Here is a 15,675-nt window from a genome sequence, read left to right as displayed (position 1 = left end):
ACAAAACCCATGACTATCCTTCATAAAATTATAAAAATAGCCGTTATCACAAATAAAAAAAGAGCACTGCCATAGCACAGTGCCCCTTCATTCATATTTTATTTCCCATTACCTTTTCCTTTGCCATTGTTCTTAACATTAATATACAGTTTTCCGTCAGCTGTTTGCCTTGATTCGTTATTAAAGGAATCAACTGCCTTCACTTCAATCACGGCACCATCAGCAACCATGTCTTTCGTAGCCGTATAGTAGCCAACATAATTACCCGGTGATACTTCCATCATTGGAAGCTCTGTTGCATTTGCTGCTAGTGTTGAATTCATTTGTGTCAGCGGCATATGAATAGAGAAAGATGTCTTCAAGCCAGGCTCACTTTTGAACTCAATTTTTACGCTTTCGCCTTTCTTCAAGGTTTTATCAACATCTGGCTTCACATTTGAAATCAATGGGGCTGTATAATCCACATCCACGTTAACTGATTTTTCGGTTGTGTTTCCTGCCTGATCCTTGGCCGTGACTTTAATTGCATTTTTTCCTTCATCAAGCATAATTCTTGCGGAATATTTGCCATTCTCTACTTTCGCTGTCGTGCCATTGACCAGCACGAAATTCAAGTAGTCATCTGCCACTGTTCCGCTAACTGTTACGGTTTCTTTATTTATTTTACTTCCGTCAGTCGGAGCTCCAATTGTTAATTCCGGTGCATCAGCATCGAAAATGACCTTTACAGGTGCGGATGCATCTGTCATCCCTTGTGATGTCGAAGCTTTTGCCGTTAATTGGTTTTCACCCTTCGCCAGCTTCACGTCAACAGCATAGGTGCCATCATTCTTTGTATCAACTGTTGCAACTTCTTTGCCTTTATTAAAAATATGAACCTTTGTCGTTGGTGCAGCTTCACCCTTTACGTTTACCGTTTCAACATTCGTGAATGTTCCATCGATAGGAGAGGTGATCGTTGGTGCCGTTACTTCATAATCCACCACAGCACGAATCATATAGTTCCCTTCGTCCTCCGGAGATGGTGACCATGCACCGCCAACCAACTGCCAGCTGCGCTTCGCATTTGTCCCATTTTCATCTGTTGCCAAACCAGGTGATTTCGTATTGACATCTGCCTGGATGTAAACCAAATAGAAATCGCCTTCCACAAGAATCCCGTGGCTGCTTAAATCTACCTGTGTCCACTGCCCATTTCGAAGGGCTGTCGCATCAATTGGGCCGGCAAGTTTTTTACCAGGTGCACCATCAACGCCTGTTGCGTCATATACGGCTACTTTGAAGGCAGTGCCGCCTGGAACTGGCCACTCCGATGTCCAGAAACGGAACAATCCGCCCGTCACTAATGCTTTTTTGTGGCCTTTTGCTAATGACATTTTGACCGCCCAGCCATTTCCGGCATCGTAAAAGGCCCGTGCATTTTCAGCTGTGCCATCGTCATAACCGATTTCACTTGGGAAACCGATGAAAGGCTTGATATCAAAATTCTGCTCCATATTCCCTTTTAATTTAATGGCCACTTCTTGACTGTAATAATGCGGGGCAATAACTTTAAGCGTATAATCCCCTTCATAAGCCGTAATTGAAAAATGTCCGTTTGCATCCGTTTGGACAGGTTGTACGGCCGCATCTTCGATTATATATACAGTTGCCCCTGCAACTGGCTGTCCTGATGCTTGATTCGTAATCGTCCCGGAAACCGTCCCCTTTGCTAATTCCTGAAGGGTAAAGTTTGCAGCTGCTTCTCCGTCTTGTTCGATTGTTACTGATTTGGTTTGCGATTGATAGCCATACGCTTCTGCAATCACAGTAAACGTCCCTGACGCATGGGTCATCTCAAAGCTGCCATTTGCCGGATTGGTGTTGACCGAACGTCCGGATTCAATAACCGTTACTTGTGCCTGCATTGGTAAAAGCATTGGCGCAGCCTTTTCTTTGGCGGCCTCCTTTTTCACCTCTGGCATCGTGATGGCAATCTGATCCGGATTAATCTTTTCTTTTTTGACAGAATCCGAAGCAGACTCTTCTTTGTCAGAGGAATCACCCAATTCTGCTTTCTGTGGTGCGGCAAGTGGTGCATTCGTCAGGCGGACATCATCTAAATACCAGCCTTGCTTCGTTACACTGCCATCTGTAGTGATGTTGAAAGCGACATAGATTCTTTGTCCTGCATATTCACTTAAATCGACTTCACCGTCAATCCAGCCATTTGACAGGTTATTGACGCGAAGCTTTTGCACCCAGTTCACACCATCTGTTGAAACAAATACATGCCCGAAATCATAGTTTCTTTCAAGCTCATACCATTGTTTAAATTGGAGATAGCTGTTTCCTTCCGGCAAATCAATTGGTGGCATTTGTAATGAAGCGTTTGCTTTGCTCGCATATGGCCCAGTTAAATTTGTCGCATATACTTTCTCTCCGGAAAAAGCGGACCCTGGTCCTGTCGTTGGGACACCCCATTGCCAGGAATCATTGGCTCCATAAGAAGTCCAGCCATCAGGATTGCTTTCGAAATCCGCAGCGTAGCCTACTGTAATGCCAGGAAGAACCGTGATCGAATGTTCACTCACCGATTCATTGCCGCCGAAATCAAGAGCTTTCCACTTATAGGCAAAGGTTGTACCGGAAATCTCTTGCCCAGGAATTGTCACACTGTACGTGCCATTTTTATAATCACCGCTTGTGCGCTGTGCGGCAACGGTTGCCCATGATCCATCTTGTTTTTGATATTGAAGCGATACATCTGTTACACTAATATTGTCGGCAGCTGAAGCTTCTAACGTTAGCGGCATTCCTGCAAAAACCGTGGCAGGTTGGGAATGCGTTAACACCGGTGCTTCACTGTCGTCTCCATCTTTCGTTACCTGGCCCTTCAATTTTCCTAAGCCAGAAACAACGGAAGAAACAGCATCAAAGACATTCAATAAACCTGAACCATATCCGTTGTTCGGTGAGTTCGGGTACGTATTGTCTGTTAACGGAATAGCAGTTGTTTGTAAAATTTGTTCTAATTGATCGACGGTTAAGTTTGAATTAGCCTGCTTAATTAAAGCAATCGCTGCTGAAACATGCGGGCCAGCCATTGACGTTCCATTCCATCCGCCTTCATAACTGCTGCCAGGAACTGCTGAACGAATATTGACACCAGGCGCTGCAATCTCAGGTTTAATTTCTGCATATGGAGAAGGTCCAAGTAAAGAAAAACTTCCTAGTTTGTTATTGACATCAGTTGCCCCTGTAGCGAATGACTCTGGATAGTTAGCCGGATTGGCAACGGACCCGGGACCGCCAGGGTTACTTAACGTTGTATTTCCTGCAGAGAATTCCGGGAAGATTTCTGCTGCTTTCCATGCTTGAACCATCGGCCGATACCACTCGTCAAGCCCAGGACCACCGCCCCATGAATTATTGATGACATCAGGTGCCTTATCTGGATTGCCACCAGGGGCGATCATCCATTCACCTGCTTCTAATAAATCAGCATCTGTGCCCCCTGCGGCTGTGAACGCTTTTACTGCAATCCACTTTGCACCTGGAGCGACTCCGATTACATTCGAACCATTTGGCTCTGAACCGACCATTGTCCCTGTTGTATGTGTACCATGTCCATGGTCATCATATGGCGTTGCTTGCCCGCGAACGGCGTCCAGCCAACTATACGTATGATCCGTTTGACCTGTAGCCTGATTATAACCGCGGTATTTTTCCTTTAATGCTGGATGATCCCATTGAACACCTGTATCGATTGAACCGATGACAACGCCGCTGCCATCAATCCCCATCTCCCAAACTGCCGGTGCTCCGACACGATCAATATTCCATTCAATCGCTGTCGTTTCGGCTGCTGGTTCTTGAACAGCTGTTGCCGTAGATTTTTCCGGGACAAACAATTGTCTTGTTTCGTTCGGAAGGATTTTTTCAACCTCTGCGAATGCTGCTGCTTTTTCCATTACCTCTTCGGTAGCTGTAACAGCAATTGCATTCACGATGTAGTAGGAATGAACATCTTTTGCCTTACCGGCTTTTTCTTGTTCCTGTAAAAATGCTAACACGTCTGATTGTGTTTCTTGTGCAGTCGCTTTTAATTCGGATACAATTGTGTTTCGCTTTAATGATTTTGTTTTCGCTGGTGTAGCCTTCTGAACCTTTGCTTTATCTTCCGCATTCTTGGCAACTTTTGCCGAATCCACTTGTTCTTTCATTTTGATGAGGAATGTGACTTTATCCTGATCATCAAACTGTTTGTAGAGCGATTTCGTTACTTTTTGCTTAGGTGCTGGCAGCTGATCTTTCGCTGAAGTACTCACTCCTTTCGTCGCAGCATTTACACTCATTTGCGGCTGCAGGAGCAATGGTACAACTAAGACGGCGGTTAATAGAGTAGATAACAATCGTTTTTTCTTTTTCTTCATCCTCTTACCCCCTAAGTATTTTCCTTTCCAATAAAACTACTACCCTCCTTTCCTCGCACACTATATGTCAAAAACTAGGTGCTACTTTAAAAATAGCTGTTTACAGCTTGGATTTGTGTCGAACATTGACAAGCGAAATTGAGTATTCAGAAAATGATAGTTTGGTTGCTGTTGGGAAAAATGGAAAATTAGCCCATATACATGTAGACAGCGCTTGTTTTATTTTAAAAATATATCTTTATAACTATTTTTTTACTTTTTTCATAGGGTTAGATTCCTATATCTTCCAAAAATAATTCTTTACTCCTAGTGTAATTGGAGTGAATAATTAGCCAATTATTCACAATTGGTGGAGGAATAGTTTTATTTTCCCATTTTTATCTAAAAAAAGGAGTGCTGCTTGATAGAATTCAGCTGCACTCCTTTAATCGTTTAGGACTAAAAAGGTATTAAATTGATTTAAGAAAATTTCCAATTGCCATTATATACTCATCCGGCTCTTCAATGTATGGCATGTGCGCGCTTTTTTCAAAAACATGGAATTTCGACTCCGGCGTCAGGCTGCTATAATACTCCGTTGTTTCCGGTGTTGCTTCGTCAAAACGCCCGCACGTATATAGAGTTGGGCAGGTAATTTCTTTTAATTGTGTGGTGCAATCAAAATTTTTCAAATTGCCGAGCACTGTAAATTCAGACGGTCCCCACATTATATTGTAAATATCAGCGTTCCGATATCCTGGTGGTTTTTGTTCCAGCCATTCCGGCTGCTTCTCAAGCCGATTGACAAAATGCTTTCCAAATATCTCTATGGCTGCTGCAAATTCTTCTGAATCGGTCGTGCCATTTTCTTCACACCGTTTGATGGTTTCCTGCACATCAAGCGGCAATTTCTTTAGATTTCGTTTTTGGTCCTGTTCCCATAATGGAGCGCTGAGGCATGGACTTGAAAAAATCACACTCTTCACACCGCGTGGGTTCGTTAAGCAATAAGCGGCTGCGAGCGTAGTTCCCCAGGAGTGACCGAGAATATGTACTTCATCAAGGTTAAGTGCCTGTCTAATTTGCACTAATTCTTCTACAAAACGATCGAGGCGCCATAACGTCGTGTCCGTTGGCCGATCGGACTTTCCGCATCCTAATTGATCATATAAAATCACTGGCCGATCCTTTGCAAGCGCCTTTAAACCAAGCAGAGAATAACACGAAGACCCCGGCCCGCCGTGTAAAACAATAACCGGCGTACCTCCGCCATTTTCATCAAACTTGTGATAGGAAACCCTTCCACCGGTAACATCGATAAATCCTTCAGTATGCAATTTTATTTCCCCCTTACTATTTATCCCTGTTGCGCTTATCCTTTTCTTTCCCAAAGTACAAACCTATTAACCAGCCTCCGATAGAAAATAGCGGATAGAGAACCATAATGGCAATTCCCTTACTAGGATCATCCAAACTTACAAGGACACTCAATATCCAGCTGATAATAACACCGAAAAAATGACCGAATCCACCATACATTTTAGCGTATTGTTTCTTTTTCCAGCCAATTATACCAAATATCAGTCCAATTCCGACAAAAAGTACCAGCAAAAATAGAGTTTCAATTAAATAGCCAAGCATTTCCATACATGTTCCTCACTAACACTAAATAGATTTTACCTATGGGTCAGGTTTACTTTTTTATCTTTTAAGCTTCCAAACCGCAGCAATATTGCCAGAGGTCCTTTCGACATATTCCGCTGCATGCCTAAAGGCATCCTCTACCATCACAACACCCGGAACAATACTAAAAACCGCATCAATTCCATAGTCATGGACAATACTGGCGTCATCTGCAACGTTCCCTGCTATTGCAACAACAGGCACGGCGAACTTTTTAGCCGTTTTCGCTACACCAATTGGTGTCTTGCCAAAAATCGTCTGTCCGTCAATCTTTCCTTCACCGGTAATAACCAAATCGGCATCCCGAACCAATGAAGTAAGCCCGGTGGCATCAATGACAATCTCAACACCGCGCTTGAGCTCTGCCGATAAGAAAGCAAGCAGGCCGCCACCAAGCCCGCCGGCAGCACCGGCACCCGAAACATCTATAATCTTTTTACCGAGATCACGATCAATAATCGCGGCATATTGGCCAAGATTGCGATCCAATTGAGCGACCATTTCTGGTGTTGCTCCTTTTTGCGGTCCAAAAATAGCGGCGGCTCCCCTTTCTCCAATCAAAGGATTGTCGACATCACAGGCCACTTCGATTTTCACATTCTGGAGGCGGGAATCCAAGTCAGCTAGTTCGATAGAAGCTATAGACCCAAGAGCCCCGCCTCCTTCACCAATTTCATGACCTTCTATATCGAGAAAGCGAACGCCAAGGGCTTTGGCCATTCCTGCACCTCCGTCATTCGTCGCACTGCCTCCGATGCCAATGATGATATGATCCACGCCTAAATCAAGGGCAGCCTTGATCAATTCTCCTGTCCCTCTAGTTGTGGTAATCAACGGGTTGCGTTTTTCAACAGGAACAAGATGCAGACCTGAAGCTGCCGCCATCTCAATAACAGCAGTCGTTTTGTGACCAAGAAGCCCAAAAAAGGCTTCTACTGATTCACCCAGCGGGCCAGTTACCGTTTTTCGAATGATTTCACCGCCAGTTGCATCAACGAGAGACTGAACCGTTCCTTCACCGCCATCGGCCATAGGAACCTTTATGAACTGCGCATCAGAGAAATGGCGTTTGAAGCCTTTTTCGATCGCCTCAGCCACCTCCAGCGCAGACAAACTCTCCTTAAAAGAATCCGGAGCAATGACTATTTTCATGATATTACTCTCCTGTATATTCTATTAATTTTCAAAAAAGTGAAATCAATACTGAAAGCTAGATTTGAGCGTTATTCTAATCGTTTTCATTAGCCAAACGTGTAATTTCTCTCTTTACCACGGATACTCGCCTTCCTTGTTTTTATCTGTTTTCGAAAAATATGCCGGTTGATAGCTTCGTACGAATTTATTGGTATTAGCATTAATATATCCGGAGCCATAGGTCGGATCTTCAGACTGCCATGCACCATTCAACAAAATTTCATTCCAAGCATGGTTTTCTCCGTATGCAATTTTCGCTTCAATTCCGACAGCTCGATGCAAGGCAGCACTTAAGTGTGCATAACCGGTGCAAAGAACCTTACGAGATTGAAAGGTTTGGACTGCAGAATAGATTGGTGGATTGGCTGCATTCACAAGCGGTGCGTTATAGGCAATGTTTTGTGCGACCCACTGAAAAATTGCCCGAGATTTATCTACGTCAGACTGCTTTCCATTTGTTATATTTTCGGCAAGGGCCACAATAGCAGGATCATTGCTCTGCACCATATAACTTGGCGCCAAATAAGGATCACCATCTTTCAAGGTATATTGGGCATATCCCAGTACCTTATTGGGATCATTTTCCTTGCCATTGTAATATTCATCAAGATTAAGAATCACATCTCCCACAGTATAGGTTAATGGATAGGAATAATTAATCTTCCCCTCGGTAAAAGGAACCTTTAGAGTCGTATTCTTATGTGCCCGCACTTCTTGAATATACAAAATGACACCATCTGAATCATTATATTTCCCATATTCCGTAGGTTTTCCCGTTACAACAAGCTTTCCGTTTTCTACTGTTACCTGGTAGGTTTGGATTTCAGTTGGGGGATAGGTACCTTTAGATGATACTTGTCCCGCTTCAGCTGGGTCTTTCTGATTCACAATTGCTTCCCTGGTTTCAATCTCTTGATTCTCCTGGTTAGATGGTTGATAACTATTCAACTTTACTAGGCTTTTTATTTGTTCAATAGAAGGAAGCATATTTTTTTCTGAAAGAAACATAAATGCACACAAACATATGAAAAGAAAAAATAGTTTTTTCAAAACGGCTCACACCTCATTCCTAAGCTCCAAAACCAGAAAGTTTCCTACTATGCTTTGTTTTCATTCTACTATATTTATCGGTATTTTATAAAATCAAAAGGATGAAATCTAATTGATTTCATCCCCAAAAAACGATTAAAATGTTTTTTCATCCCCTGAATTTTTCCTGAACATATGGATGATGAAGGTTCCCAAAAATACAGCAATTAAAAGACTAAAGAATACTACTTCATCTATATGGATGCTGAATGCAGCGATGATCATTTTTACGCCAATTACACCGATTAGAATAAATGCGGTGGTTTCAAATTCAGGTACTTTTTCAATCAGTGCCAGGAATAATTGGGCGACACCGCGCATCATTAAGATTCCTAACACGCCCCCCAAGAATAATACCCATACTTGATTGGAAACACCAAATGCGGCGATGACACTATCAAAACTGAAAGCAATGTCCATGAGTTCAACAGTCAAAACAGTGCGCCAGAATCCCATTTTCTTATTTTGAACGTCATCATCTTCTTGATTATTTTTAATAAAGTTTTGGAAAACAATAAATAGAAGATAGTGTCCGCAAACAATTTTGATCCAAGGTATATTGATTAATGAAACTCCTAATCCAATAGCCACAATGCGGAAAAAATAGGCACCAAAAATTCCATAGAATAGGGCTTTTTTCCGTTGTTCAGTCGGCAAATGCTTGACCATCACCGCCAGAACAAGGGCATTATCAGCGGATAATAATCCTTCGAGAATTATTAGGGTTCCAATTATTCCCCAGTTGGCCGGGTCCGAAACGACATTCTCAAAGGTTTCTAATGAAAGAAATGTACTATACGTATTTATTATTTCATGGAGGAGTTCCATCTGCAGTTTTCTCCTTTCAGAAATCAGCCAAGCAATTTCTTTTATGAACGATTGGCTTGTACTATCTGTTATCCCTTTGAATTGACTGCTCTACATTAAATGTATGTTGGACTTATAAATATATGTGAAAAATCATCCTTTAAAAAAGTCGAGGTTCTCTATATGATTAAAAAAACTCCCCAATTACCGAGTATTGGGGAGTTTTTTCCTTTATAGTTCATTTTGCAACGGATTTCCGAGATTCAAAGGCTTCACTTTAACGGTTGAACGATTCGACATTATACCTACTTCCTCCAGGACGGCCTCAGCAATATTCGCGGAATGATCGCCGATTCGTTCGAGATTGGTCACGAGATCTGCGAATGCGGTCCCGCCATCAGGACTGCAAATCCGTTCATTCAATCGCATAATATGCTTTTTCCGAAGCTGCCGTTCCATAGAGTCAATTTGAACTTCTTTTGAAAGGACATGACGGGCTAAGTCGGCATCGGAATCTTTTAGGGCGCCTATCACATCCGTTAAAGTGGCAACAGTTAATGAAATCATTGCTTTTAATTCAACTTTAGCTTCCATTGATAGCTTAACGCGATTGGCCATTTGGTAATCCACCACTTCAATTATATTTTCCACATGGTCCCCAATGCGCTCGATATCGCGAACAGAATCTAATAACATCGAATGTTTATGCGAATCCATACCAGAAAGTGGCTTTGCTGAGAGATCTACCAAATAATTTGTAATTTGTATATCTAAATTATCAATCGCTTCTTCTAGTTTTACGGCAATATCCGCATGCTTCCTTTGCTTTGTCTGTAAATATGAACTTGCTTCCTGTAGCCCCTTAAGAGAAAACTCCGCCATCCGGACCACTTCTTCTTTCGCTTGGCTTAAGGCAAGCGAAGGAGACTGTTCAATAAAAATCGGATTTAAATGCTGTGGTTTGACGTTAATAAAGGTGTCTTCTCCCTTTACCAGTTTGGTCACAATCCAGGCCAATACGGCAATAAACGGGAATTGAATAATCGTATTGGTGACGTTAAACATCCCATGTGAAAAAGCAATCGTCATTTCTGGGTTAAGACTAAGAGATGTTTGCATGAAGCCAATCAGCTTTGTATATGGCACTAGGAAAATCAAAAATATGACGGTGCCAATAACGTTAAACATGACATGGACAAGTGCTGCGCGTCTAGCGGCAATCGAAGTACCAATACTCGCTAAAATGGCTGTAATCGTGGTACCAATATTATCACCGAATAACACCGGTAACGCAGCGTTTAAGTTGATTGCTCCTTGGCCATATAATTCTTGTAAAATACCAATCGTCGCGCTGGAGCTTTGAACCACAACAGTGAAAATTGTCCCGACAATGACCCCGAGAAAGGGATTGTCACTCATGCTGACCGTTAATGTCTGAAAGGCTTCCAGCGATCGTAATGGCTTCATCCCAGTGCTCATTAAGTCCAAGCCATAAAATAATGAACCAAAACCAAAGATGATTTGACCGATAGATTGGATTTTCTGATTTTTAAAGAAAAATAGTGCGACAGCCCCTGCAGCAATTATTGGCAAGGCATATTCATCGATTTCAATTCCGATGATAAAGGCTGTTACGGTGGTTCCAATGTTCGCACCCATAATGACACCGATGGCTTGTCTTAGTGTCATAAAACCGGCACTAACGAGTCCGACTGTCAACGCAGTTGTTCCTGAGCTGGACTGAATCATGGCGGTAACAATAATCCCCGCCAGCACACCCTTTAGCGGGTTAGATGTAAATCGGTCAAGAATATCTCTTAAACGGTCGCCCGCCGATTTCTGAAGGCCGTCCCCCATATATTTAATTCCAAATAGAAAAATTCCTAACCCACCAATAAAGGTGAAGATCATTTCTTGAATGTTAAACTCCAAAAAATTCAGCTCCTTCATTTCGACAAACTTGTATACTCCCAAATTATTCGATTGTGAACAAACTGTAAACCTTTCATGAAGAGAATTTACATTAAATTTACACAGAATTTACAATTCAACGGTAAAGGACAGACACGAAAAAGGGTAAGCACTAACGTACTGTGTACACTTTTTTGATTATGGAGGAAATCTTGTCTTTTAGATGTCTCCTTAGACATTTTTAGCGATTTGTCCGGGTGTTTTGTCCTTAAGACGGCTTATTAAAGACATTTTTAGCGATTTGACCGGCTGTTTTGATCCTAAATGGACAAATAAAAACACACAATTTTCGAATGAAAGATCGTGTGTTTGACTTTAATCTCATTTCAGGTGAAGTATTCCAGTTTAGCATTTGGGAAAAACTTTTCCATGTAGGAGTATAAATGACTTTTTATATCCTCTTCTTCCTCTTTTTGATAAATATATTTACCAATCCCATATTTTCCCCATTTATACCTTCTCGCTGTCTCATCCAATTCTAATTTGGTCATTGGATAATTTTTTTCAATTACTCGCTTTGCTGGTTTTGTGAACCGATGTTGAATGAACTCAAATGTGATATCATCCCTTGCATCCATTGGCAATTCAGCATCTAGACGCTCAAACATATGATAGTATCCTTCTTCCCAGCCTTCATGCAAATAGATGGGTGCCACGATGAACCCAAGAGGATAGCCTGCTCTGGCTACTTTCCCAGCTGCCTCAATCCGCTTTGCTAATGGAGAAGTACCAGGTTCGAAATTTTTAATCACATAATCGGCATTTACACTGAAACGAAATCTCGTTTTTCCATTATGTTTTGCATCCAATAAATGATCGACATAATGAAATTTTGTGACGAAGCGCAACTTGCCAAGCTCTGATTTCCCAAAATGCTCGATCGCTCGCTTTAAGGTATGTGTTAGATGATCGAGACCGACTATGTCAGAGGTACAAGAAGCTTCAAACCGTGTGATTTCCGGTGCTCGTTCTTCCATATAACGATCTGCCGCCTCTAAAATTTCATCGACATTGACATATGTACGAATGTAAGGCTTCGACCCCATCGTCGTTTGCAAATAACAATAATGGCAATGGCCCATGCAGCCTGTTGCAAATGGGATGGCATATTCAGCTGAAGGTTTGGACGTATCAAACTTAAGCGTTTTTCTTATGCCCACTACTAATGTAGATTTAGCAATCCGGTACCTCTGAAAATCAGTATCGCCTGGAAGGTTTCTTACCTGATTATGAGAGGTGGTATAGCGAATTTCTACATCCATTTTTTCAAACTTTTCTTTCAATTCCTGCCCAAGGGGATACTCTAATGCTTTAGGTTCGAAGTATACGAGTTGAGGTGTAAACGGTTTATTCATCACACAATCCCCATTCTATTCAAATCCAAAATACTGTTCGTAAGCCAGCATCGCATCAGACTCACTAGTGTACACAGCCATTTCAGTTGTTAATGGATAATAGGTTTCATATAGAAATATAGCCAGTTCACCAGGATTCTCTGGATTATTCACAACGGCCGCTTCCTGCACATTAGCCACGTCCTGAGTATGAGGATTACGATAAAAGACGTAGACAATGTCACCTAGATTATAGGAGGTATTCTCCTGATTTACTTCCATTATCTTCACCGTCCATAATATCAAATTTTTTACAACTGAAAAAAACGCCGCTGACACCGGCGTAAAAATTCTTTAATTAGAGGGTCTGTCTTCAGATTTATTGGTTAGCTCCTCAGCCGTAACATCTGGTTGTCCGTAACCTGTAACCTTCCCTGCATGTTCCTCATGGTACCTTGAACCTGAACCGGATTGATGAGCGGATTGCCCTTTTTGCATCTCGCGATTAGTCTGTTCTTGATTTGGCAATGTAAGCACCTCCTTTATTCATTAGGATTTGTTACATCCCTGAAGTTATTCGAAGAATCATAAAAATCGAGATAATAAAATACCAATTTCTCTTTGAAAAATAGGTATTTTATTCAACTCCTGGTTAAGAATAGTAACAAACCTTTCTACTACAGGAGTGATGAAAAGATGATTAAGTTACAAACAGAAATTGAAGGAAAAAGGGCCTACTTTGGAGCAGTTCGCGATATTTTTCATTCTTATGGCTGCAGTTTTTGCAGTAATTTTGATTATGACCAAGGGAAATTCGATGCATTGTTATACCGTGATGGCGGAGAATCTATTTATCTAAGGGTCCCTATCTATGTCTTGGATGGGGCCTTAGACCACTCCGGTGCATTGATTGAATTTGGAACCCCTTTTGTCATCAAACATGTCGTCAATATTGGATTAGATCACGATGAAAATGCATTCATCACCGGCACTACCGGGCTTGATCAATTTCAGACCCCATTAGATAAAGACGGCTACATCTATGATAAAAGCAGATGGGAGAAAGCAGGTAAAGAAGCAGTCCAACAAGTGTTGGGTTCGATCAATGGGTTATTAGTCTCCTAATACTTCCAGATCAAAAAAAGGATATCCAATAAAAAGAAAAGCGCCTGAATTAGACCATTCAGGTGCTTAACATTCTTTTACTACAGCCACTAAAATACCTCGTGACACTTCGTATCATCTTAAGTAAAACGAAGAACCATCAATAACTTCCACATCATCCCTCGATTTAATCTCTTTCATTAATTGAAACAGGGCTTCGTCTTTTCTTTTTGCCTCAATCATGCAATCGATCTGAGGAATACTTCCCTTAATTTCTTTTAGAAAATGAATGAACAAATCCAAATCAATATAATCCGCATGATGGCGGAATTCTTTTAGACTTTTCGGACTTGAAATATGCATTTTCATCGGTAACGATGAATTCCTCCAAGTTTGGATGACCCGGTCCCAGTGTTCTTCCCAATGGGCATTACGATGGTGGGCAAGGTGATGATGATAATCAAATACAAGGGGAATGTCCAGTTTCTCACATAAGTAAAGAGTATCCTCTAATGTGAATGAGGTATCGTCATTTTCAAGCATAATCATTTTTTGAATCGATCTTGGGACAACCATCCAATTTTCGATAAACCGTTCGAGGGAAGTTTCTGTATCTTTATAATTTCCGCCAACATGCATCACACATCTGTGGGCAGGATCAATCCCCATCCCCTTTAAAAGTAAATAATGCATTTTTAAAGTCTGAATGGAATTATTTAATATTTCTTTCTTCATCGAATTAATAAGAACAAAGTGATCTGGGTGAAAGTCAATCCTAATTCCGTGGTCTTTGGCAAAATTACCAAGCATACGCAGCTGTTTTTGCAATGGTTTCATATAATTCCAATCAGAAAGCTCATCATGATTCGCCAAAGGGATTAGACGCGAAGTGAGCCGGTAAAAATGAATATCTGATGCGGCATTATGCTTTAAAATTCTGAGTGTATGTTCTACATTCGACAGCGAGATCCGTTCTAGTTTCCGAATGGCAGCTTCACGGTCAGTAATTTTCTGGAATTGTGCAAAGGTCATTGTTTGGGAGGGGGATGCGTTTTTTAATTCCATACTCATGGCTACATATCCTAAACGTATAATCGTCATATTTTCACCTCATTCCCCTGCCCTTCTTTTTCACCATTCCACTTCACCGCCAGAAAGACGCTTGACTCCCCGAATCGAAGCGATTTCTTCAATAAGTTGCAACATCGCCAGGTTCTTTTGCTTTGCTTCGATCATAATATCAAAGTCTTGATTAAATCCTTTTGCCATTTTTAAAAAAGGCAGAATAAAGTCAATGGAGACATAATCTGCATGTGAACGATAGGCTTGATCTGACTTTGGCGAAGAAATATGAACTTTTGGAGTCGTATTCCATGTGCTAAAGATTCGTGGTAAAAAAAGCGAAAGGTCAACTTCCCCTTTATTCGCCATATAGTGGTGGTAATCAAGAATCATCGGGATCTTTTCTTTTTCACAAGTAACCAGTGTTTCTTCAACATCATAGGTCTTATCATCATTCTCGAGTGTCATCTGCTTTTTAATATCGCTTGGTAATTTTTTTATATTTTGATGAAATCGTTTGATTGACGTTTGTTTATCCCCATAAGCGCCGCCAATATGAATATTGATAATGCCTCTATCCTGAACCTTCATAGCTTCGAGCATCCTAAAATGATATTCCATATCTTTCACCGCATTGACGGTCACTTCTGTGCGTGGACTCGTGAAAAGTGTAAACTGATTGGGATGGAAGCTTGGCCGTAGTTGAAATTGGTTGACCAATTGTCCAAGTTCCTCCCATTCATTTTTGAAAGGGGTAACGAAATCCCACATCACCTCCGGATGGGTGGCTAAGGGGACAAGTGAGCTTGAAAACCGATATAGTTTAATTTCGTGCGCGAAATTATAATACAAAATTCTTTTTGTATGAAGTAAATTCTGCGCCGTCACTTCTTTGAGTTTCTCCATTCGCTCGTGTTTGGGAAGTGCTGAATATCGAGCAAAGGTTAAAGCTTTCGAAGGGCTGGCATCCCATAAACCTAGTGCATTTGCCACATATCCAAAACGAATCTTCATCATCGTTCCCCTTATATAGATTC

Annotated in this window: 13 protein-coding genes; 1 reads left to right on the top strand and 12 read right to left on the bottom strand. The window is 41.4% G+C overall.

Going from position 1 to position 15,675, the window contains the following annotated elements; genetic code table 11:
* Positions 1 to 98: 98 nt before the first annotated feature.
* From FAY30_RS12590 to FAY30_RS27165, 10 genes are all read right to left on the bottom strand, one after another.
* Positions 99 to 4,415 (bottom strand): S8 family peptidase, encoded by a 4,317-nt coding sequence (locus tag FAY30_RS12590; RefSeq protein ID WP_149870203.1) that lies wholly within the window; start codon positions 4,413 to 4,415, stop codon positions 99 to 101.
* Positions 4,416 to 4,864: 449 nt separating this feature from the next.
* Positions 4,865 to 5,731, bottom strand: coding sequence for a proline-specific peptidase family protein (locus FAY30_RS12585; RefSeq protein ID WP_149870202.1), 867 nt, complete (start codon positions 5,729 to 5,731; stop codon positions 4,865 to 4,867).
* 16 nt (positions 5,732 to 5,747) lie between these two features.
* Positions 5,748 to 6,041 carry a hypothetical protein gene (locus FAY30_RS12580; protein WP_149870201.1) on the bottom strand — a complete coding sequence of 98 codons (294 nt, stop codon included), beginning with the start codon at positions 6,039 to 6,041 and terminating at the stop codon, positions 5,748 to 5,750.
* A gap of 54 nt (positions 6,042 to 6,095) precedes the next feature.
* Positions 6,096 to 7,229: a glycerate kinase gene (locus FAY30_RS12575; protein ID WP_149870200.1), complete on the bottom strand. Its 1,134-nt coding sequence runs from the start codon at positions 7,227 to 7,229 to the stop codon at positions 6,096 to 6,098.
* Positions 7,230 to 7,343: 114 nt separating this feature from the next.
* The gene (locus tag FAY30_RS12570; protein WP_149870199.1) at positions 7,344 to 8,279 is read right to left on the bottom strand and encodes a transglutaminase domain-containing protein; all 936 of its coding nucleotides are present in this window, start codon (positions 8,277 to 8,279) and stop codon (positions 7,344 to 7,346) included.
* Between the two features lie 177 nt (positions 8,280 to 8,456).
* Entirely contained in the window at positions 8,457 to 9,188 is a 732-nt protein-coding gene (locus FAY30_RS12565) for a TerC family protein (RefSeq protein WP_149870198.1), read from the bottom strand.
* Between the two features lie 210 nt (positions 9,189 to 9,398).
* A complete protein-coding gene (locus FAY30_RS12560; RefSeq protein WP_149870197.1) occupies positions 9,399 to 11,099 on the bottom strand; it encodes a Na/Pi cotransporter family protein in 1,701 nt (566 codons plus the stop codon).
* A 365-nt stretch (positions 11,100 to 11,464) separates the two neighbouring features.
* The gene (gene splB / locus FAY30_RS12555; protein ID WP_149870196.1) at positions 11,465 to 12,493 is read right to left on the bottom strand and encodes a spore photoproduct lyase; all 1,029 of its coding nucleotides are present in this window, start codon (positions 12,491 to 12,493) and stop codon (positions 11,465 to 11,467) included.
* Between the two features lie 15 nt (positions 12,494 to 12,508).
* Positions 12,509 to 12,754, bottom strand: coding sequence for a transcriptional regulator SplA domain-containing protein (locus FAY30_RS12550; RefSeq protein ID WP_149870195.1), 246 nt, complete (start codon positions 12,752 to 12,754; stop codon positions 12,509 to 12,511).
* 72 nt (positions 12,755 to 12,826) lie between these two features.
* The gene (locus tag FAY30_RS27165) at positions 12,827 to 13,000 is read right to left on the bottom strand and encodes a hypothetical protein (RefSeq protein ID WP_190284900.1); all 174 of its coding nucleotides are present in this window, start codon (positions 12,998 to 13,000) and stop codon (positions 12,827 to 12,829) included.
* Positions 13,001 to 13,168: 168 nt separating this feature from the next.
* Here FAY30_RS27165 and FAY30_RS12545 point away from each other — a divergent pair, with 168 nt between their 5' ends.
* On the top strand, positions 13,169 to 13,597 hold the full coding sequence (locus FAY30_RS12545; RefSeq protein ID WP_149870194.1) for a YugN family protein: 429 nt from the start codon (positions 13,169 to 13,171) through the stop codon (positions 13,595 to 13,597).
* Between the two features lie 114 nt (positions 13,598 to 13,711).
* Here the strand turns inward: FAY30_RS12545 and uvsE (FAY30_RS12540) are convergent, their stop codons facing one another.
* Entirely contained in the window at positions 13,712 to 14,677 is a 966-nt protein-coding gene (gene uvsE, locus FAY30_RS12540) for a UV DNA damage repair endonuclease UvsE (RefSeq protein WP_149870193.1), read from the bottom strand.
* A 30-nt stretch (positions 14,678 to 14,707) separates the two neighbouring features.
* Positions 14,708 to 15,652 carry a UV DNA damage repair endonuclease UvsE gene (uvsE, locus tag FAY30_RS12535; RefSeq protein ID WP_149870192.1) on the bottom strand — a complete coding sequence of 315 codons (945 nt, stop codon included), beginning with the start codon at positions 15,650 to 15,652 and terminating at the stop codon, positions 14,708 to 14,710.
* Positions 15,653 to 15,675 lie beyond the last annotated feature (23 nt).

The sequence above is a fragment of the Bacillus sp. S3 genome, assembly GCF_005154805.1.
In the GTDB taxonomy this organism is placed as follows: Bacteria; Bacillota; Bacilli; order Bacillales; family Cytobacillaceae; genus Neobacillus.
This window is presented reverse-complemented; position numbering and strand designations above follow the sequence as displayed.